The sequence below is a fragment of the Sphaerisporangium dianthi genome, from assembly GCF_042654065.1.
GTDB classification, from domain to species: domain Bacteria; phylum Actinomycetota; class Actinomycetes; order Streptosporangiales; family Streptosporangiaceae; genus Sphaerisporangium; species Sphaerisporangium dianthi.
In genome coordinates this window covers 155284-172612 of record NZ_JBHSFP010000002.1, presented here as the reverse complement: position 1 = coordinate 172612, position 17329 = coordinate 155284, and the positions used below count along the sequence as shown (strand labels likewise).

The 17329-nt window shown below is 70.4% G+C and carries 16 protein-coding genes; 10 read left to right on the top strand and 6 right to left on the bottom strand.

The window, feature by feature from the left end:
* Positions 1 to 131: 131 nt before the first annotated feature.
* Both ACFO60_RS03855 and ACFO60_RS03850 read left to right on the top strand, forming a co-directional pair.
* The gene (locus tag ACFO60_RS03855) at positions 132 to 1373 is read left to right on the top strand and encodes an MFS transporter (RefSeq protein WP_380836907.1); all 1242 of its coding nucleotides are present in this window, start codon (positions 132 to 134) and stop codon (positions 1371 to 1373) included.
* Positions 1370 to 2986 carry an FAD-dependent oxidoreductase gene (locus tag ACFO60_RS03850; protein WP_380836904.1) on the top strand — a complete coding sequence of 539 codons (1617 nt, stop codon included), beginning with the start codon at positions 1370 to 1372 and terminating at the stop codon, positions 2984 to 2986. The genes ACFO60_RS03855 and ACFO60_RS03850 overlap by 4 nt, the downstream gene beginning before the upstream one ends.
* A 25-nt stretch (positions 2987 to 3011) precedes the next feature.
* On the opposite strand, the gene ACFO60_RS03845 is transcribed toward ACFO60_RS03850, so the two are convergent.
* The 3 genes from ACFO60_RS03845 to ACFO60_RS03835 form a co-directional block, all read right to left on the bottom strand.
* Positions 3012 to 3314 (bottom strand): 2TM domain-containing protein, encoded by a 303-nt coding sequence (locus ACFO60_RS03845; RefSeq protein ID WP_380836902.1) that lies wholly within the window; start codon positions 3312 to 3314, stop codon positions 3012 to 3014.
* 103 nt (positions 3315 to 3417) lie between these two features.
* Positions 3418 to 5937, bottom strand: coding sequence for an FAD-dependent oxidoreductase (locus ACFO60_RS03840; RefSeq protein ID WP_380836899.1), 2520 nt, complete (start codon positions 5935 to 5937; stop codon positions 3418 to 3420).
* Positions 5938 to 6059: 122 nt separating this feature from the next.
* Entirely contained in the window at positions 6060 to 6302 is a 243-nt protein-coding gene (locus ACFO60_RS03835) for a hypothetical protein (protein ID WP_380836897.1), read from the bottom strand.
* A gap of 462 nt (positions 6303 to 6764) precedes the next feature.
* Here ACFO60_RS03835 and ACFO60_RS03830 point away from each other — a divergent pair, with 462 nt between their 5' ends.
* A complete protein-coding gene (locus ACFO60_RS03830) occupies positions 6765 to 7688 on the top strand; it encodes a helix-turn-helix transcriptional regulator (protein WP_380836895.1) in 924 nt (307 codons plus the stop codon).
* On the opposite strand, the gene ACFO60_RS03825 is transcribed toward ACFO60_RS03830, so the two are convergent.
* Positions 7672 to 8082: a DUF6010 family protein gene (locus tag ACFO60_RS03825; RefSeq protein WP_380836892.1), complete on the bottom strand. Its 411-nt coding sequence runs from the start codon at positions 8080 to 8082 to the stop codon at positions 7672 to 7674. The genes ACFO60_RS03830 and ACFO60_RS03825 overlap by 17 nt on opposite strands.
* A 272-nt stretch (positions 8083 to 8354) precedes the next feature.
* Here ACFO60_RS03825 and ACFO60_RS03820 point away from each other — a divergent pair, with 272 nt between their 5' ends.
* Positions 8355 to 9293, top strand: coding sequence for a GlxA family transcriptional regulator (locus ACFO60_RS03820; RefSeq protein ID WP_380836890.1), 939 nt, complete (start codon positions 8355 to 8357; stop codon positions 9291 to 9293).
* Positions 9294 to 9427: 134 nt separating this feature from the next.
* Complete coding sequence (locus ACFO60_RS03815; protein WP_380836888.1) at positions 9428 to 9622, top strand: sigma factor; 195 nt, start codon at positions 9428 to 9430, stop codon at positions 9620 to 9622.
* Between the two features lie 267 nt (positions 9623 to 9889).
* Here the strand turns inward: ACFO60_RS03815 and ACFO60_RS03810 are convergent, their stop codons facing one another.
* The gene (locus ACFO60_RS03810; protein ID WP_380836885.1) at positions 9890 to 10978 is read right to left on the bottom strand and encodes a hypothetical protein; all 1089 of its coding nucleotides are present in this window, start codon (positions 10976 to 10978) and stop codon (positions 9890 to 9892) included.
* A gap of 230 nt (positions 10979 to 11208) precedes the next feature.
* Here ACFO60_RS03810 and ACFO60_RS03805 point away from each other — a divergent pair, with 230 nt between their 5' ends.
* The 4 genes from ACFO60_RS03805 (at position 11209) to ACFO60_RS03790 (ending at position 15076) form a co-directional block, all read left to right on the top strand.
* Positions 11209 to 12483, top strand: coding sequence for a sensor histidine kinase (locus ACFO60_RS03805; protein WP_380836882.1), 1275 nt, complete (start codon positions 11209 to 11211; stop codon positions 12481 to 12483).
* Entirely contained in the window at positions 12480 to 13145 is a 666-nt protein-coding gene (locus ACFO60_RS03800; RefSeq protein WP_380836879.1) for a response regulator, read from the top strand. Before ACFO60_RS03805 ends, ACFO60_RS03800 begins: the two co-directional genes overlap by 4 nt.
* An 18-nt stretch (positions 13146 to 13163) precedes the next feature.
* Positions 13164 to 14090, top strand: coding sequence for a DUF6891 domain-containing protein (locus tag ACFO60_RS03795; protein WP_380836876.1), 927 nt, complete (start codon positions 13164 to 13166; stop codon positions 14088 to 14090).
* Between the two features lie 680 nt (positions 14091 to 14770).
* On the top strand, positions 14771 to 15076 hold the full coding sequence (locus ACFO60_RS03790) for a hypothetical protein (RefSeq protein WP_380836874.1): 306 nt from the start codon (positions 14771 to 14773) through the stop codon (positions 15074 to 15076).
* Positions 15077 to 15683: 607 nt separating this feature from the next.
* Here ACFO60_RS03790 and ACFO60_RS03785 read toward each other — a convergent pair.
* The gene (locus ACFO60_RS03785) at positions 15684 to 16157 is read right to left on the bottom strand and encodes a MarR family winged helix-turn-helix transcriptional regulator (protein WP_380836872.1); all 474 of its coding nucleotides are present in this window, start codon (positions 16155 to 16157) and stop codon (positions 15684 to 15686) included.
* 72 nt (positions 16158 to 16229) lie between these two features.
* On the opposite strand from ACFO60_RS03785, the gene ACFO60_RS03780 reads away from it, so the two are divergent.
* The gene (locus tag ACFO60_RS03780) at positions 16230 to 16883 is read left to right on the top strand and encodes a DUF998 domain-containing protein (protein ID WP_380836870.1); all 654 of its coding nucleotides are present in this window, start codon (positions 16230 to 16232) and stop codon (positions 16881 to 16883) included.
* The last annotated feature ends 446 nt before the right edge of the window (positions 16884 to 17329 follow it).

Genomic DNA, 17329 nt, shown 5'->3' with positions numbered 1-17329 from the left:
TCGTCGATCGGTCAGTGAGCGGATGCACCCTGACTAGGGCGAACGCTAGGAACCCGTTGTGGACAGGCACTGAATCCGAACTCCGGGCGCGGGAACAAGCCGTCAACTCGATGCCGTCAGAATCCCAGTCCATGCATCACCAAGCGTTCGAAAGGCAGTGCGCCGCCGAGGAGCACCGGCATCGCGCCGGCACGTCGCGGATGGGCAGTCCGAAGCCGACCCTCTTCGCGCTGGCGCTCGGCACCTTCGCGATCGGCACCGGGGAGTTCGGCAGCAACGGCATCATCCAGCTCTTCTCGGCCGACCTGGACGTCTCGATCCCCGTCGCCACCTACGCGATCACGGCGTACGCCTTCGGCGTCATGATCGGCTCTCCGGCGATCACCCTGCTCGCCGCCCGGGTCAATCGGCGTACCCTGCTGCTCGGCCTGATCCTGCTGTTCCTGATCGGCAACGGGCTTTCCGCGCTGGCGCCGAACCTCGAGCTTCTCGTGGTCTTCCGGTTCGTCGCCGGATGCGTGCAGGGCGCGTTCTTCGGCGCCGGCGCCGTCGTGGCCGGCTATGTGTACGGCCCGGGCCGCGGCGGCAAGGCGTTCGCGACCGTCATGGGCGGCCTCACGGTCGCGACCATCGTCGGTTCCCCGCTCGGCACGTTCATCGGGCAGAACGCCGGCTGGCGGGTCATGTACTGGACCGTCGTCGCCATCGGGCTGGCCGCCGGCGCCGCTCTGGTCGCGTGGCTGCCGCGCACCGACGACCTGCGCGGCGGCTCCATCGCCGGTGAGCTGGGCGCGCTGCGCCGGTTCAACGTCTGGCTGATGGTCACCGTGGCGGCGCTCGGCATCTCCAGCATCTTCGCGGTCTACACGTTCATCGGCCCGTTCATCACCGACGGCGCCGGCCGCGACGCCTCGCTCATCCCGATCGCCCTCGCCGTCTTCGGCCTGGGCATGGCGGCCGGCAACCACCTCGGCGGGCGGGTCGCGGACCGCCATGAGAACCGGGGCCTGCTCTACGGCTACGGCGGTGTCCTGGTGCTGCTCGTGCTGCTCGGCGTGGCCGGTTCCGATCTCGCGGTGCTGTTCCCGTGCCTGTTCGGGGTCGGCGCCACGATGATGTACGCCATCCCGACGATCCAGGTCCGGCTCACCAGCCTCGCCCCGGACGCGCCGGCGCTGATGGGGGCGCTCAACCTGGCCGCCCTCAACCTGGCGAACTCGCTGGGCGCGATCGGCGGGGCGGTCGTGATCGACGCGGGCTGGGGCACGCTGTCGACCGTGTGGGCGGGCTTCGCGCTCACCGCCGCCGGCCTTCTCCTCTACGTGGTGACGATCGCACGGACCAGGGCCGCGCCCGTGGCGGTGCCGGCGTGAACGCGGGTCCCGCGCCGACCGGCAACCCGCCGAGCGGCCCGCGCCTTTCCGACGAGCAGTTCCGCCGGCTCGCCTCGTACGGCGACGTGGAGCCGGCCGAGGCCGGCCAGGAGCTGTACGCGACCGGCGACGACTCCTACGACCTCTTCCTGCTCGGCTCGGCGACCGTGGACATCGTCCGCGAGGCGACCGCGCTCGAGCCTGAGCACCGGGTCTACCAGGGTCACCCCGGGGACTTCCTCGGCGAACTGAGCCTGCTCACCGGTCAGCACGTCTACCTGACCGCCCGGGTGGTGACCGCCGGAACGGTGGTCCGGGTCCGCGCGGCGATGCTGCGCCGGGTCCTCGCCGAACAGGTCGACATCGCCGACGTGCTGATCGAGGCGTTCAGGACGCGTCGCGACGCCATCCGGGCGGCGGCCGGCAACGCCTTGGAGATCGTCGGCCGGGCGGGCGACGCGGCGGCGCTGGACCTGCGCACCTACGTGACACAACTGCTCCTGCCGCACGCGTGGTTCGACGCGACAGCGGTGTCCGGACTCGCCCTGATGCGCTCGGCGGGGATCGGCGAAGCCGACCTGCCGGCCGCGGTGGTCACCGGCTCGGTCCTGCGGAATGTGACGCCGGGCGCGGTCGCCGACGCGCTCGGCCTCTCCTACCGGTCCGACGGGCGTCCGGTCGATCTGGTCGTGGTCGGCAGTGGCCCCGCGGGGTTGGCCGCGGCCGTGTACGCGGCGTCCGAGGGCCTGGTCACGGTGCTTCTCGACCGTTCCGGAATCGGCGGTCAGGCCGCCAAGAGCGCCCGTATCGAGAACTACCTCGGCTTCCCGCAGGGCGTCAGCGGCGAGAACCTGACCCGGCTCGCCATGATCCAGGCGCTCAAGTTCGGCGTACGGATCTTCTCGCCGTGCGCGGTCACGAGTCTCGATCCGTCCGACGAATGCCGGCCGGCGGTAGTGCTTGCGGACGGCTCACGCATCGAGTCGCGCGCGGTGATCGCCGCGACCGGGGCGCACTACCGGCGCCTCGACATCCCTCGCTGGGCGACGTTCGAGAAGGCGGGCCGCATCCGGTACGCGGCGACCGACCTGGAGGTGCGCGGGTACGAGGACCAGCCGGTGACCGTCATCGGCGGCGCGAACTCGGCCGGACAGGCCGCGCTGTCCCTCGCCGCCCGCGGCGCGTCGGTCGACCTGATCATCCGCGGCGCCGCCCTCGGCGCCCGGATGTCGTCCTACCTGGCCGACCGGATCCGCACGCATCCCGCGATCCGCCTGCACACCGGCGCCTCGGTATGCGACCTCGACGGCCAGGACACGCTCGCGTCGATCGTCGTCGAACGGCACGGCGGATCCCGATACCGGCTCGACTGCCGGGCGCTGTTCTGCTTCATCGGCGCCGATCCGGTGTCGGCCTGGCTGACGGGCGTGGCCAAGGACGAGCGCGGCTTCGTCCGTACCGATCACCGGTCGGCGCTGCCGTTCCAGACCAGCGCGCCACGGGTGTTCGCGGTGGGCGACGTGCGCTCGGGCTCGATCAAACGCGTGGCCACCGCGGTCGGTGAGGGCGCGAGCGCGGTCTCCTCGGTCCACGCGGCGCTCGCCGGCGACTGACCGGACGCTGCCGTCCGCCGCACGCTCAGCGACCCGCTCCGCCGTGGATCCGGTTGACCTCACGTTCGATGCGCGCCTCGTCGAGGCTGGCGCCCGAATACACGGCCCAGATGTGGAAGACCAGGCCGATGCCCCAGCCGAGCAGCGACCAGAGCGGCCAGAAGAACTGCTCCGAGGTGTACGCGAACCACACGACCACCTGGATGACATTGGCCATCACGTAGATCAGGGCATGGAGCTTGAGGCCCCGTTTGAGATGCAACTGCCGGATGGCGCGCGCCCGGATCGGGTCGGGATCGACATCGGGCAAGGGCTGGCGGTCGTACATTTCCGCTCCTCACGATCATGATTTCTTCGTTCCGTGAAACCGGTGGGCGATGGGTGCGAGCGCGGTGCATGGGTTCGGGTTCCGACGCCCTCGAAGCCGGCCGTCAGCGATCGATGACCAGGTCACCGGTGGGCAGGGTCTGGCAGGCCAGCCGCCAGCCCTCGTCGAGCTCCTCGGCCGAGAACAGGCCCCGGGTGTCGGTCTCGTAGTTCCCCTTCAGCACCCGCACCCGGCAGGTGCCGCAGGCGCCCTCACCGCAGGACTGCGGGAACGGGACGCGGGCGGCGTTCGCGGCGTCGAGAACCGTCCGTCCCGGCGGGCACGGGAAGGACCCGCCGCCGGGAGTCCCGATCGTGTAGCCGGTGACGCCGGCCTCCTGCGCCGCGACCGCGATGGCGTGCGCGCGCTCCCGCCGGGTCTGGCCGCTGCGGCCCGACACGAACGCCTCGGTGCGCACGATGTCCCGCGGCACGTCGAGTCTCGCCAGGTGGCCGAGCACGTCCTGCATCATCGGCGCCGGTCCGCACAGATGCACGCGAGCCACGCCTGCGGCATACGGACGCAGCCCGTCGAGGTCGATCCGCCCCCGCCCGCCCGGCCCGGTCCGGAAGACGACCACCTCGAGGCCGGGCAGGCCGGCCCGCAACTCATCCAGTTCGCGCTGGAACGGCACTTCGTCCCGGCAGCCGACCAGCAGTACGATGCGGCCGCGATGCCCGGCGGAGGCCGCGGCGGCCAGGACGCTCATCAGCGGGGTGATGCCGACGCCGCCGGCGATCAGGAGCAGTGTTCCGCCGCTTCCGGTGGGAGCCCACGTGAACTCACCGAACGGCCCGCCCACCCGCAAGGCCTGCCCGACCTGCAACTCGTCGTGCAGGAAGGTGGAGCCGAGGCCGTCCGGCTCCCGCTTCACCGCGATCTCGACGAAGTCCGTGACGTCCGGACCGCTGGAGATCGAATAGGAGCGTTCGACCGGTTCGACCGCGACCGGCAGCTCGATCTTCAGATACTGCCCCGCGACGAACCCGAACGGCGTCGCTCCGGTGTCGAGCGGCACCAGGCGGATCTTGCGGATCGACGGGGTCAGCCGTTCGATCGCGGACACCCGCAGGTAACCGCGCCAGTCACCCGAACGCCGGGCGACCGGGCCGCGCACGGCCCGCCACATCGCCCCGACCTGCCGTGGCCGAAGCACCGCGTTGGCCGCCATCAACCCGCCGGCGAGGGCGCCGACCAGGCCGGAACCCCAGGCGTCCTGCCCGGCCACCACCAGGCCCTTCACCGGCGTACGCGTACCCGCGCGCCGGGAGCGCAGCCGTTCCGGGGTCGCCGCGAGACCGTAGAACGAGCCGCGGACGCTGTGCTGGTAGTGCTCGAACGTCAACGGTGTCGCCAGCTCGGCGAACGCGACGGTCTCCCGGAAACCGGGCCATCGCTCCTCCAGGCGGTCCAGCAGGCGCTCGGTCCACTCCTCCTTGATCTTCCGGTACTCCTCGGGCCGGTCCCGCCACTGGTCGAACGTGGCCGGATCGACGAGCTCCAGCACCTCGACGGTGTGGAAGCGGGCGGCAGGGTTGTTCAGGGACGCGAACGAGACGTAGAGCGTGCCGTGCGGGGAACCGTCGAGGTCGGGCATGAACCAGTGGTTCTCACCGCGCAACCCGAACGCGGCCGGCGACCGCTCGAGACCGAGGAAGAGCATGACCGCCGACGGCTCGGCCGGCAGGTCCGCCACCTCGGCCGAGCGGTCCAGCAGGGCATAGGTGTTGCGTACACCCGCCGCCGAGACGACCGTCGGCGCCTTCACCCGGTAGGCGCGCCCGGTGGCGGTGTCGGAGACGTCGACGCCGGACACCCGGCCCCGCTCGACGACGATCCGCTCCACCAGCTGGCGGGCGCGCAGTTCGACGCCGTGCTCGCCGAGGGCCGCAAGGACGACCTCGTTGATGGCCTTCGGGCCGCCCACCGGATGGGCGGTGCCGTCCATGAAGAACGTCGTCGGGACGGCGGCGTGATAGCCGAACGCGCTTCTCGCCGGTGGTGTCCCGTACAGGCCCCAGCGCGCCTGGAGGATCGCCCGGAGCCTCGGATCGGCGACGCTGCGGTGAACCTCCTCGCGCAGCGGGCGATACGTGGCCGGGAACAGCCGCTCGACGACGGGGAGACCGACACTGCGCACCGGCGCGGGCAGCGACGACACGACGTTGCGCGCGGCGAGTCCTGCCATGGCCCGGCGCGTCTTGCGGAAGTACCGGTCGATCGCCTCGACCTCGTCCGGGAACCGTTCGGCCAGCCGTGCCTGGAACTTGGCCCGGGTGGCGGGCACCGCGAAGTCGAACCCGGGAAAGTGCAGCACGTCGTAGTCGTCGGGGAGCGGCTGCAGTTGCACCCGCCCATCGGTCATGAAGTTCAGGAACGGACCGGCATTCGCGCTGATGTAGTGCACGCCGGTGCCGAACCGATACCGGTCCTCGCGGGAGAACTCGTGCGTCATCCCACCGAGCGTGTAGTGCTGCTCCAGGACGAGAACCCGTTTGCCGCCGAACTGCGCTAGCATCCGGGCCGCCGCGAGCCCACCCATACCCGACCCGATGACCACCACGTCGGTCTCTTCGAACGCCATGCGGGCAGCCAACACCGCGCCACTGGATAAAGTGTGAATCGCTTCAGCGAGCCGACCGGTCGTCCGCGCTACGCGTCGGGCCGCGCCCCTGGAGGGACGCGGCCCTTGACTCAGGGGACGAGTCAGCGTTCGTAGAGTTCCCACCTGGCGGGTGTCAGCTCGCAGGTGTACCAGTCCCCGGGGTGCCCTTCCGCCTCGGCTTTCCGTGCCTCGAAGTAGTCCTCCACCGCGTGGCAGAAGATCCCGCCGGCCTCGCTGGGCGCGAAGGTGCTGATCAGCCTGGCCGCCTGTGCGGGGGCGGCGAGCAGGCCGGCGCTGGAGGCGACGACGGCCGCGACGACGGCGACGCGCGTTCTGAGTCTCACGGTTCGGCTCCCATCGATCAGGGTTGGGTGCAGGTCCGGGCCCCACGACGAGTTGACGTCGTATCGCCGACTGTAGGACCGGCGGCGGAGGGCTCCCTGGATCTTCTGAACCTGGGTTTGGCATGCCTACCAAGAGGCTGTGGTTCCGTGCTGCGGCGGCGGCCTGAAGGCGCATCCCGCCCGGCACGGCCTCATGTATCTTTCATGCCGCTCGCCGCTCGCGGCGTCACGTACGGCGAGGATGACGCGCGCACCGTGCCGGGCCGGCCCGGTGATGATCAGCGGTCCGCTACCGGGGCCGGCTCCGGTCACGGGCTGCGGTGATGTGGCTCCGGGACATCGGGTGTGTTCCACGGGTTCGTGACCGAAGACGCCAGGAGAGGACCGGACAGTAAGAGAACCCGGAAATGTCGGATGTGGTGGAGCCGCCATCACGGCACGGTGACAGTGCAAACTTCAACCATGGTCAACGAGCGGGCAGCGGCCCATGAGCTCGGGATGTTCCTGCGCTCCCGGCGCGAGAGGACGACCCCGCAGGACCTCGGGCTGGAACCCGGTCCGAGGCGGAAGGTCGAGGGACTGCGACGCGAGGAGGTCGCGGCTCTGGCCGGGCTGAGCACCGACTACTACCAGCGCCTGGAGCAGGGCAGGAACGTGCGCCCCTCCGACGCGATACTGGACTCGATCGCCGACGCGCTCGATCTGGACGAGGTGGAACGGCGTCACCTGATGAGGCTGGCGCAGTTGACGCGCAGGCCACGACCGCCGGCCCGCCGGGTGACGGACCAGGTGCCGATGAACGCCAGGCTGCTGCTGGCGGCGATCGACCTGCCGGCGTTCGTGGCCACCCGCCACCTCGACATGCTCGTGTGGAACGATCTGGCCGCGGCGCTGCTGGGCGATCCCCTCGAGCTTCCACCGGCCCGGCGCAACGTGCTCCTCACGCTGTTCCACGAGGAGTTCCAGCCGCGGTGCCCGGAGTGGGAGGCCACGGCGCTGGGCTACATCGGCATACTGCGCGCCGCCGTCTCCACCGATCCCGGCCACCCACGAGCGGTCGCGGTCGTGGACGAACTGAGCATCGGCAGCGCCGACTTCCGCAGGCTTTGGGCACGGCACGACGTCAGGGAAGGCGTCCACGGCGCCAAGACCATCCAGCACCCGCGCGTCGGCGGCATCGCCGTCGAATGGGACGCCTATCCGCTGCAGCCACCGCCCGGACCGCTGATGATCGTGTTCACCCCCCAGCCCGGACATGAGGAGCGGCTGCGCCTCCTGAAAGTCATCGCGGACGCGGGCGAGGACGCACATCGGCCTGGTGTTCCCGGGGGAGGACGCACATCGGCGCCTCCACCGATCCCGGAGCGGGTCATCGAGAGCGGTTGAGCAGTCCCTGCCGGGAACGGACGAGGTCCACGAGCGAGGGGCCTCCGCGGAGGCACCACAGGGCGATGACCGGGTCGCAAATGGCGCAGCCGAGGGACGAGTCATGGGCGAACGGGATGATCGGGTTGCCCTTGAGATGGTGCAGGACGTCCCACGCGGTGTGCAGCAGCCAGCCGACACCGATGAACGTCCACGACTCCAGCCCACGGTAAGCGCAGTAGGTGACGACCGCGGTGAAGGCGAACTCCCAGCCGTTCAGGCCACCGCCGCTGAGGTAGGCGGCTCCCGCCCCGGCCAGCATGATGGCATTGAAGCGGCGCCGGTGCGGTTCGCGAATCAGTGACATCACCACGACGTAGAGCAGGCCGATCAATACCGGCGGGACGACGCTCATGATCATCTGGTTGCCCCCCTACGCCGGAAGCCGATGCGTACGTGGTCCGGACCGCCGCCGGGGCGGACGAACGGGTACATGTTCCTTCTCTCGCCGAAGCCGGAAACGTCACCGACGCTAGCCGGGCCGCCGGTTCGGCTCCCAGAGGGATTTCCGACATCTTTCAACGGGATACCGCCATACGGACTGACCGGGAGACTCCTCGGTGGCAGCGGCAGCGGCAGCGGATCCGGAGCCTCGGCGCAATACGGGCGGATGGGTACTGTTCCGCCATGCACACCGTCGCCGTTCTCGCCCTCGACCTGGTGATTCCCTTTGATCTGTCCACCCCGATCGAGGTCTTCACCCGTACGCGGTTGCAAGACGGCCGTCCCGGCTACCAGGTGCGCATCTGCGCCGAACACCCTGAGGTGGACGCCGGTCTGTTCACCCTGCGCGCCCCCTTCGGGCTGGACGGGCTGGAGGACGCCGGCACGATCATCGTCCCCGGCACCGCGCGCCCGATGGACCCGCTGCCACCGGCCGTACGCCACGCGCTGAAGGCCGCCGCCGCCAACGGCACCCGCATCGCCTCCATCTGCTCGGGCGCCTTCTCTCTGGCCGCCGCCGGGTTGCTCGGCGGACTGCGTGCCACCACCCACTGGGCCGCGGCCGACCGGCTGGTCACCGCCTACCCCGACATCACGGTGGAGCCCGACGTTCTCTATGTCGACAACGGGCAGATCCTCACCTCCGCGGGCGCCGCGGCCGGGCTGGACCTGTGCCTGCACCTGATCCGCCGCGACCACGGCTCCGCCGTGGCCGCCGACGCCGCACGACTGTCGGTCATGCCGCTGGAACGGGAAGGCGGGCAGGCCCAGTTCATCGTCCAGCCGCTCCCGCCCGCGCCCCGAGGCTCCGCGCTCGAACCTCTGCTCATCTGGCTGCAAGCCTCCCTGGCTCGCGATATGACCATGACCGACATCGCCGCCCACGCCGGCATGAGCCCCCGCACACTGATGCGCCGCTTCCGCGAGCAGACCGGCGCGACCCCGCTCCAATGGCTGCACCGAGCCCGCGTCCGCCAGGCCCAGCACCTGCTGGAGACCACCGACCACACCGTCGAACGCATCGGCGCCCAGGTCGGTTTCGCCTCCCCCACCGCTTTCCGCGACCGCTTCAAGCGGGTCACAGGCGTCAGCCCGCACACCTACCGGCGCACATTCCGCTGAGCCCGGCCCCGACGGAGCCGCCCGAGCGGAGCAGTGACCAGTCAGGCGGAACGACGTCCAGACGTCCATCCGGCGATTCGCTCTGATTTCCGATGTCTCAAGCAGCATCCCGGCCGCCCGTGCGTCTCTGTGATGTGGAAGTCGACCTGCTCTCCACAGGGGAGCCCCTCATCAAAGAACGAGTGAACGTCGCGGCGATCTTCTCGGAGCATCATCTAGGTCTCGTCCGGCTGGCACTGATCATGGTGGGTGATCGGGCGACGGCCGAAGACGTGGTGCAGGAGGCGTTCGCCCGTACCCACGCGAGCGGGTGTCTCCACGACCGTTGACCTGACGTGCCTGAAGGAGCGCCGGCGGACCGGCGACTCATGCGAAACAGGCGCCCGCCCCCCTCCTGAGTCGAGCCGACACCTTCGGCGGAGCGAGCGCCATCTCAGGGCGGAGTCGTACGCATGCCCACGGTCGCACCTGGACAGGTGCGACCTTGGTCCGGCGGGTCAAGCCCCACCGGTGGCGAGGCCAATGGCGCAGCTCACGCCGGTGCCGCAGTGGCCGTTCGGGACCTTGAAAAGGTACTTGGAGGGCATACTCGAGCGCTACAGCGTGTGTACCGGTTCGGCGGGCCGGTCGAAGGTCTCGGCCGGCCGGCAGTAGGGGCAGGGGCCGCGTCGGCGCAGGCCGTAGGCGCAGGCGGCGGCGCCGAGTGCGGCGCCCCACACGATCCACAGCATGCTCGGCGCGTTGGCGCCCCACGAGGCGAGATCGACGCCCATCCGGACGTTCATCAGGCCGGCGGGTATCAGGACGACCGCCACGATGGACGCGGGGATCACGGCGAGCGCCGGCGGCACTCGTCCGCCCGCCCTGAACCAGACCCAGCGCGGGTACACCTCGCCCCACCTGTGGACGAGGCCGTGGGTGAGGACGCACCCGCAGATCGACGCGATGGCGCAGCCAAGTCCCACCTCCAGCATGCCGGGCGTCTCCCGCATCATCCGCGCGAAATCCTCGGGGATGCCGAGCGGGATTCCGAGATACCAGGCGATTCGGGTGACCTCGTACGGCACGGGCGCGGCGCACGCCACGTAGACGGCCCATCGGCCCCAGCGGCGCACCGCGTCCGGCGTGGTCCACCGCCCGGTCGCCGCGCCGCGCCGGCCGCAATGCGCGCACGCCCGCCTGGTACGCCTCTGGTAGGCGAGGGTCGCCAGGGCCCACAGCAGGCCACCGGCGAAGATCACGATCAGGTTCACCCGATGCCAGTACAGGATGTCCCCGATGCCGTCCTGCGGCCCGGGCACCCCGGTGAAGGCGAACACCAGCAGCAGCGGGGCGAAGGCCAGCAGCGCGAGCAGGGTGTAGTCGGGGATCACCAGGGCGAGCGTTGCGGCCAGGGCCCAGCCGAAGACGACCAGTGCCCTACGGGTACCGTCTCGTCCCCATTCCCGGGCCATCGCCAGCGCGGCGATCGCGCCGGCCGGCCCGATGGCGGCCATGGCCGGCGCGACGATCCCGACCCGGCCGCCCTCCAGGATCGAACCCGAGGCGTGGGCGTCGTCGACGGACGCGAACGGGAAGCCGCCGCCGCCCAGCGCCCAGAAGAGTCCGAGCGCCCCGTATGACAGCGACCACGCGGCCGCGGCGTACCCGGACCAGGCCGGCCAGTACCTCCACCAGCGGAGCATCCGCCCATCACATCCCCACGATCTCGTTCGCGAACCACGTCCGGACGCGCCCGCGAGGCGGCGCGGCGAGCCCGTGTCCGCGGCACTGGAAGGTCACGTCCCGGATCCAGCGTCGAGGAGGGACAGCCATCGGCCCAGGTGCCGAACGGCATGGCCGGAAGCGGATTCGGGCGGGTGAATGTGCCGTTCGGCACAGGCCGGTGGAACGGCCGAATATCTAGGCTCGGTGTATGCGCAGACGAAGCAGCGGAGCCCGGCGGTGGCGCGAGCGGGCCGGTGCGGCCGCCGCCGTCCTCGTGGCGCTGGCCGGGATCGCCACCGCGCCCGCGTACGGCTGGTCGGCCACGCTGCCGATGTCCTTGACGATGGCGGCCGCGCTCGGGGTGCTCGCCGCCTGGCCGTACGAGGGCCGCCGGATCGCGGCGGTCACCGGCGGGGCGGGCATCGTGTCGCTGGCCGCGACCGCCGCCGTCCTGCTGCTCGGCGCGGCCCACCGGGTGGAAACCTCTGCGACCGGCTGGGTGGCCGGCGAGTCCGCGGGCTTACTCATCCTGGTCATCCTGGCGGTGCGTGCCGCGCCAGTCCGCCACGCGCTGATCGCCGCGGGACTGGCGGGGGTGGCCACGCCGGTCTTGCTGCTGCGGTTCGGGCTGGGGCCTCCGACCTTCGAGGCGCTGGCCGGATTCGCGGTCTGGGGGCTGTCGGCGGTCCTCGCGGCCACGGTCGGGCTCTACCTGCGCTCCCTGGACGACCATCGCGCCCGCTCGGTACGCGCGGCACGCCAGGCGCAACGCGCGCAGCTCGCCCGCGACCTGCACGACTTCGTCGCCCACGACGTCAGCGGGATGCTCGCCCAAGCCCAGGCCGGCCGAATCCTCGCCCGGCAGGACCCGCGGCAGGCGGAGGCCGCGTTCCAGCGCATCGAGCAGGCCGCGCTCCAGGCGCTGGCGTCGATGGACCGGACCGTGCGGATGCTGCATGACGCGGACGATCTGACGGCCGGGGAGTCGGCGGGCCGAACGCCGCTCCCGGCCTTGGCGGACCTCCGCGAGCTGGCCGATCGGTTCTCCGTCTCCGGCGCCGCAATGGTTCACCTTGACATCGACGCGCGGCTCGAAGACCCCGATGGCGTCGTGCCCCGGGAAGTGGCCGCGACGGCGTACCGCATCGTCGTGGAGGCACTGACCAACGTGCGCCGCCACGCGGAGCCGGCCGGCCGGGTGGAGGTGACCGTCCGCCGCACCCGTACCGTGAGTGATCTCACCGGGCATGCCCTGGAGGTCACCGTGACAGACGACGCCCGAACCGGACCCGCCGCCGGGCAGGTGCCCGGCACTGCGGCCCGCACCGGCGGTTTCGGCCTGGCGGGCCTGACCGAACGCGTCGAGGCGCTCGGCGGCGAGCTGGCCGCCGGCCCGCATGCTCCGCACGGATGGCGTGTCGCCGCCACCATGCCGCTGCCGGCCTCGCCCCACGGCGGGGGCGTCAGGCCGGTGACGGCATGACCGGCAGGCCGACCCGCGTCCTGGTCGCCGACGATCAGGAGGACATCCGCAGCGCGTTCCGGATCATCCTTGACGCCCAGCCGGACATGACCGTCGTCGCCGAGGCCGCCTGCGGGGCGACCGCCGTCGAACAGGCCCGCCATCTGCGCCCCGACGTGGTGCTCGCCGACATCCGAATGCCCCGCATCGACGGGCTCGAGGTGACCCGCCTGCTCGCCGGGCCACAGGTGGCCGACCCGATCCGTGTCGTGGTCGTCACCACCTTCGGCCTCGACGACTACGTCTACACCGCGCTGCGCAACGGCGCCTGCGGCTTCCTGCTGAAACGCTCCAGCCCCACCCTCCTCGCCGAAGCCGTCCGCGCCGCCATGTCCGGTGACACCCTCATCAGCCCGCAGATCACCGTACGGCTCCTGCGCGATCTCACCGCGCCACCGCCGCCCACGTCCGGCCGCGCCGACCGCGCGCGACTCACCGATCGCGAACTCCAGATCACCCGCCTGGTCGCCCAGGGTCACACCAACGCCGAGATCGCGGCCGCCCTGTTCATCTCGCCCGGTACGGTCAAGAACCACATCGCCGGCATCCAGCGCAAGCTCGAGGCCCGCAACCGCGTCGGCATCGCCGCCTGGGCCTGGAACACCGGCAACGCCACCCCATGACCGACGAACCGTGCCAGCATGGTCGGCATGCTCGCGATCATGGCGCAGACGGAGGACGGCCATCGGTACGTCCGGGCGACCGCGGAAGAGCTCACCGAACTGATTCGTCGGCTCGGCGGTCAGAACAACCGTTTTCTGGTCGTCCAACGAATTCCGGACCTGCCCGACGTCTTCATCCAGGTTTGGCACGAAGAGGGAAGCGACTACGCGCTGGAGCATCGCGACGGTGCGCCGGATCGGCACTTCGAGGTGACCCTGAACACGCCTGCCCCCGTGATCGCGGCCATCACAGGCTGGGCACGTTCGCAGGCCGACTGGGATTCGGGGCTCAACTGGAAGCCCTTGGACCTGGGCAGCCCGGAGCCTGTGCCTCCGATCGAACTTGATGAAGATGAGCGGCAGGAGCTCGAGTCGTGCCTCCGCGTCGTGATCATGGGCGGCTACAACACTCGCGCACAACTTGCGGAGATCGCGGAGGAATATCTCGTGTCAGGGGACCGCCGACCGGTGTCCTCCGAGCAGGCGTGGCAACTGGTGAATCGGATGTGGCTGGAGCGCGTCGAGGAGCAGACCGCCTGGGAGGGAGAGACGGACCCGGAACGACTCACCAGAGCCTTCACGAACCTGGAGGCCGCAGGCGTCACCGCTCGGGAGAACTTCGCCTGCTGCCGTTCGTGCGGTCAGGCCGAGATCGGCGAGGCAGGCTCACCGGATGCCCGCGGCTTCGTCTATTTCCACCAACAATGCACAGACACCGCGGCGGAAGGACACGGACTGACACTGCTGTACGGCGGCTTCGATGGCTCACCGGACACCACGGCGACCATCGGCCGGCAGGTCGTGGCCGCGCTGACGGAAGCCGGGCTTCCGGTGAAGTGGAACGGCGACCCCGGCCGGGCCATGACCGTCGCGCCCCTGGATTGGCGCAAACGGCTCATCGGATGAGAAGACTTCGGCTGGTCAGGTAAAGCCCGCCCTCCAGGTGAGAGCGAACTCCACGGATCAGGCTTCGCGACGGTGAGGCCGGTGAGCGCAGCTCACACCCGTATCGCCGATGCCGCAGTAGCCGCCAGGCTTCTTTACAGGTACCGCTGGTGGCGGCACCGCGCTTCAGGCATCGATACGTGTCGGGACCACAGTGCGCATGGCCCGGGTGGGATACGCGCCGCGATCTGCTCGCGGGCGTGCTCGCAGTCCGTGAAACCCTGCTGGACTCCCGGCCGGCGCAGCATGGACACATACCTGCGGGCCGCACCTGGGCATGGCGCGGCCCGTGGACGCGTCGTCTTTTCGCCGGTCTTCACGCACGTAGCCTGCCGAGTCGCTGCGCCAGGTCGGGAATGCCCTCCAGCTCGGACAACAGCCGCTCCGATCTTGCACTTTTCACACTTACATGATCACGAGCGGCTTTTCTAGTTGCCTCGCATTCCATCACAAGATCGATCGGAGTGGGGCGCATTGTCCCAGCTCACCCCGCAAATGGCGGTTGCCGTATTAGCCATGCTCTCCATCATGAGGACGACGGTCGCCAGATCTTTGTGGCCGATCGGTAAATATCGCGCTGTATCGATCTACGCTAAATCAATGTTGATCGTTCAAAGGCCCGTCCTCCCATAAGGAGAAACATGCAAAAAGTCACTTGGCTCCGCCGGCTCGGCCTCGTCTCAGCGGTGGTGGCGGCCGGCCTGGCCACCGCGTCTGTGGCCGCGCACGCCGACGGCTACGACACTCCCCGCAACGCCACTGCTACGGGGGCAGGCAACACCTACGCGGCCGGGGTGGCGGCGGCCGAACAGCGGGCCCGGCAGGCCGTCCTCGCGGTCGGCCACGACTGCACCACTGGGACCTACAACACGATATTGACCTATGCTTCTCCGGGTGGCGGCACATGGGTCTTCCGGTCCACCCACGAGGCGACGTGCGTCGACTGATCAAGGTTCGGCAGATCGGCCCCCGCCCAGGTCGCCCGCCGCAGGGGAGCCCAGCGCCGGCAGGCCAAAACGCTGAATCCTGACCTGCTGTGTGCCGTAGATCGGCGACGTCCTCGCGAGGCATGCCGACGGTGTAGATCGAGCGGTCCGCGAGCCAGTCCGGCACCGGTTCCCTGGGAGGCGGTTGATCGACGCGAAAGTGGTCGGCCAGCGCCCACCTGGCACTGATGAGCCTGGATCCCACCGGCAAGGCCGGGCCCGCTGGGTCATCCGCCGGAAAGCCGCCATCCGGTCCGCGGCCGCCGCCTCGATTCGACTGCGCCACGCCCACGCCCACGCCACCGAACTCATCAACGCCAGCGTCTTCATCGAGGCCGTCCGTCGCCGTCTCGGCCACGCTTCCACCGAAACCATCCCGGCTGTACGCGTTACTCGGCGACAAGATCGCCGACGCCGAGATCCGCGCCGCAGTGCGCGCTCGCCATCGCCGCCCGCGCCGATCCGGACCGCGGGGTAGGCGGGGAGAGCCTTCGCGGCCGTCCAGGGGATCCGCGGTCCGATCGCCAACCCGAGCTCCCCCTGCCTCCGCCCGTTCACGCTGCCCGCCTCATCGCTCGCGGAGCAGGGCGGCCTGGTCGCGGGCGACCGAGCGCATACGGGTGAAGAGCTCGAGCATCGTCTCGACGATCTCGTCGTCGTAGACGGCCAGCGCCTCGGCCCATCCGCGTGACATGCCAGCGAGCAGCGGCCAGATCTCCTCCAGCCGCTCGGCCACCGGCTCGACGATGACCCGCCGCCGGTCCTCGGCGTCGTGCCGGCGGGTCACCCACCCGGCACGCTCAAGACGGTCGATCATGCGCGTCACGGCCCCGGTGGTGAGACCGGTGCGGACGGCGAGATCCCCGGCGGTGGCCTGGCCGGTCTCGCCCAGCGCCGTGAGGCACTTGAAGTCGCTCAGGCTGAGGCCGAGACGGTCGGCGACCGCCTGCTGGAACAGGATGCCGTCCGCGATCGTCTGGGTCACCTCCACCTGCAGCCGCGCGAGCAGGGCGTGGCGATCGGCCGACCCGGGACTTGACATAGGCCCACCTTACATGCGCATATTCTGCACTAATCAATATCTGCATCATGCAGAAGATGAGGAGTGCAGACAATGCGGAGATGGATGCTGGGCGGCCTGGCAGGGCCGGTGCTGTTCACCTTGGTGTGGCTCATCGAGGGGACGCTCAGGCCCGGCTACGACCCGATGCGCAACTGGATCAGCGAGCTCGCGCTGACCGGGCGCGGCTGGATCCAGATCGCCGCCTTCCTGGCTTGCGCGGTGGCGATCATCGGGTTCGCCGACAGCCTGCGCAGGACGTTCCCGGCCGGTCCCGGCTCGGTCTGGGGGCCACGGCTGGTCGCGGTACACGGGGCCGCCCTGTTCGCGGCGGGGATCTTCTCCTCCGATCCCGGCCTCGGTTACCCGCCGGGAAGCGACCCCGCCGTGACCTGGCACGGCATCCTGCACAGTGTCGCCGGGCCGATCGCCTTCTTCTCCCTGGCGGGCGCGGCCCTCGTCTACGCCCGCCGGTTCGCGAAGGCATACTGCATCGCCAGCGGAACGCTGGTGGTGCTCTTCTGGGTGGTGGCCGGGGTGCTGGCCGGCCTCGATTACGGCGGCACCTGGTCGCCCGCGCCGAGCGGGCTCGCCGAGCGGCTGTCGATCCTCACGGGGTACGTGTGGATGGTCTGGCTGGCCTGGAAGGCACGGGACGCCGCCGGACGGACCGGGGCTGACGAACATCGGAACAGAAGGTCTCGCTAGGCGCCTCGGTTGATCTCCTTGACGGGACTTTCCGTTCCGATGCGTCCCGCCCAGGTCAGCGGGTTGAGGCTCTGCGGCCGGGCTGAGCTCGGTGCGTGGCTGGGGTAGGTCGGCCTCGATCTGGCGGTCGCTGCCGGGCTTCAGCTCGGGGACGTACTTGTAGATGGTGGAGCGGCTGACGCCGAGGAGCCGGGCGATCGAGGAGACGTCCATGTGTCGCAGCAGAGGTGGGGGGTGACCGCGCCAACAGCCCACACGTCGTTCGCGGCGAGCGCGGTGATGTCGCTCAACAGGCTGCCGGGTTCTTCTCCGTCGAGAGAGTCGGGCATCGGAACCTCAGGCATGGGGGCCGGGATCCACGCATGGCCGTCCGAGCGGAGCGAGGGCCATGTCCGGGCGGAGCCGCACACATGCCTACAGGCCGCACCTGGACGTGGTGCGGCCCG

Excerpts from the sequence above, each read along its gene's own strand:
- ACFO60_RS03855 (WP_380836907.1), top strand. The coding sequence starts at position 132 with ATGCATCACCAAGCGTTCGAAAGGCAGTGCGCCGCCGAGGAGCACCGG.
- ACFO60_RS03845 (WP_380836902.1), bottom strand. The coding sequence starts at position 3,314 with ATGTACGACCGCCAGCCCTTGCCCGATGTCGATCCCGACCCGATCCGG.
- ACFO60_RS03840 (WP_380836899.1), bottom strand. The coding sequence starts at position 5,937 with ATGGCGTTCGAAGAGACCGACGTGGTGGTCATCGGGTCGGGTATGGGT.
- ACFO60_RS03830 (WP_380836895.1), top strand. The coding sequence starts at position 6,765 with ATGGTCAACGAGCGGGCAGCGGCCCATGAGCTCGGGATGTTCCTGCGC.
- ACFO60_RS03825 (WP_380836892.1), bottom strand. The coding sequence starts at position 8,082 with ATGAGCGTCGTCCCGCCGGTATTGATCGGCCTGCTCTACGTCGTGGTG.
- ACFO60_RS03820 (WP_380836890.1), top strand. The coding sequence starts at position 8,355 with ATGCACACCGTCGCCGTTCTCGCCCTCGACCTGGTGATTCCCTTTGAT.
- ACFO60_RS03810 (WP_380836885.1), bottom strand. The coding sequence starts at position 10,978 with ATGCTCCGCTGGTGGAGGTACTGGCCGGCCTGGTCCGGGTACGCCGCG.
- ACFO60_RS03805 (WP_380836882.1), top strand. The coding sequence starts at position 11,209 with ATGCGCAGACGAAGCAGCGGAGCCCGGCGGTGGCGCGAGCGGGCCGGT.
- ACFO60_RS03800 (WP_380836879.1), top strand. The coding sequence starts at position 12,480 with ATGACCGGCAGGCCGACCCGCGTCCTGGTCGCCGACGATCAGGAGGAC.
- ACFO60_RS03795 (WP_380836876.1), top strand. The coding sequence starts at position 13,164 with ATGGTCGGCATGCTCGCGATCATGGCGCAGACGGAGGACGGCCATCGG.
- ACFO60_RS03790 (WP_380836874.1), top strand. The coding sequence starts at position 14,771 with ATGCAAAAAGTCACTTGGCTCCGCCGGCTCGGCCTCGTCTCAGCGGTG.
- ACFO60_RS03785 (WP_380836872.1), bottom strand. The coding sequence starts at position 16,157 with ATGTCAAGTCCCGGGTCGGCCGATCGCCACGCCCTGCTCGCGCGGCTG.
- ACFO60_RS03780 (WP_380836870.1), top strand. The coding sequence starts at position 16,230 with ATGCGGAGATGGATGCTGGGCGGCCTGGCAGGGCCGGTGCTGTTCACC.